The organism is Flavobacterium sp. ABG (assembly GCF_001027725.1).
GTDB lineage: Bacteria > Bacteroidota > Bacteroidia > Flavobacteriales > Flavobacteriaceae > Flavobacterium > Flavobacterium cupriresistens.
This window is the reverse complement of sequence record NZ_LEKS01000045.1, coordinates 1-1,110: the sequence shown is the minus strand read 5'-3', so window position 1 is coordinate 1,110 and position 1,110 is coordinate 1. Positions and strand designations below refer to the sequence as shown.

2 protein-coding genes are annotated in these 1,110 nt (G+C 37.7%); both read left to right on the top strand.

Translation table 11 applies throughout. The features are described from left to right. On the top strand, positions 1-216 hold a 216-nt coding region (locus AB674_RS21555), incomplete at its 5' end, for a chorismate-binding protein (protein ID WP_047779353.1). A 47-nt stretch (positions 217-263) separates the two neighbouring features. Further along, a complete protein-coding gene (gene bshB1, locus AB674_RS21550) occupies positions 264-980 on the top strand; it encodes a bacillithiol biosynthesis deacetylase BshB1 (protein WP_039107954.1) in 717 nt (238 codons plus the stop codon). Positions 981-1,110: the final 130 nt, after the last annotated feature.

Below are 1,110 nucleotides of genomic sequence, written 5' to 3'. Positions count from 1 at the left end.
GGTTTTTTAGGGGAGTTGAACAGCAGTTTTGCAACAGATTCCGTAAGTTCTGATTTGTTTGTAAATTTGCGCTGTATGCAAATTGAGGTTAATTCGGAACTAGCAATGATCAAGGCGTATTTGTATATGGGTTGCGGCATCACAAAAGACAGTATTCCGGAAAAGGAATGGAGCGAAAGCATCAATAAATCAATGACAATGAAAAAGGTGTTATAGACGAAAGTTTACACGAAATAGATAACAGAATAGTAATAATAAAAAATATGAAATTAGACATACTTGCTTTTGGAGCGCATCCTGATGATGTCGAATTGGGTTGTGCGGGAACTATTCTAAAAGAAATCTCCTTAGGGAAAACCGTGGGAATTGTTGATTTGACTCGTGGTGAATTAGGAACGCGTGGTTCGGCTGAAATTAGGGATGAGGAAGCAAATGCTGCTGCAAAAATTCTAGGAGTTTCGGTACGGGAAAATCTGGAAATGCGCGATGGTTTTTTTGTAAATGACGAAAAGCACCAATTGGAAATCATAAAAATGATTCGCAAATATCAACCAGAAATTGTATTGTGTAATGCCATTGACGACCGTCACATCGATCATGGAAAGGGAAGTAAATTGGTTTCGGATGCTTGTTTTTTATCGGGATTGAGAAAAATAGAAACTACAGTTGATGGCGAAGGTCAAGCTGCTTGGAGGCCAAAATTAGTGTATCATTATATTCAGTGGAAAAACATAGAGCCAGATTTTGTTGTCGATATTACCGGTTTTACCGATAAGAAAATTGAATCTATTTTGGCTTATCGCTCGCAGTTTTATGATGCAAATTCCAAAGAACCGGAATCGCCAATCACTAGTAAAAACTTCTTAGAAAGTCTGAATTATCGTTCTAGAGATTTGGGACGGTTAGTAGGGGTTGAATTTGGTGAAGGTTTTACTGTTGAAAGATATTTGGCAGTCAATAGTTTAGGAGATTTGATGTAAATTTGCTGTAATTTTTTAAAAAAAATATTTGCAGAAGTAAACTTATGTTGTATATTTGCCACCGCTAAGCAAATGGTGGTTGTAGCTCAGTTGGTTAGAGCATCGGTTTGTGGTACCGAGGGTCGCGGGT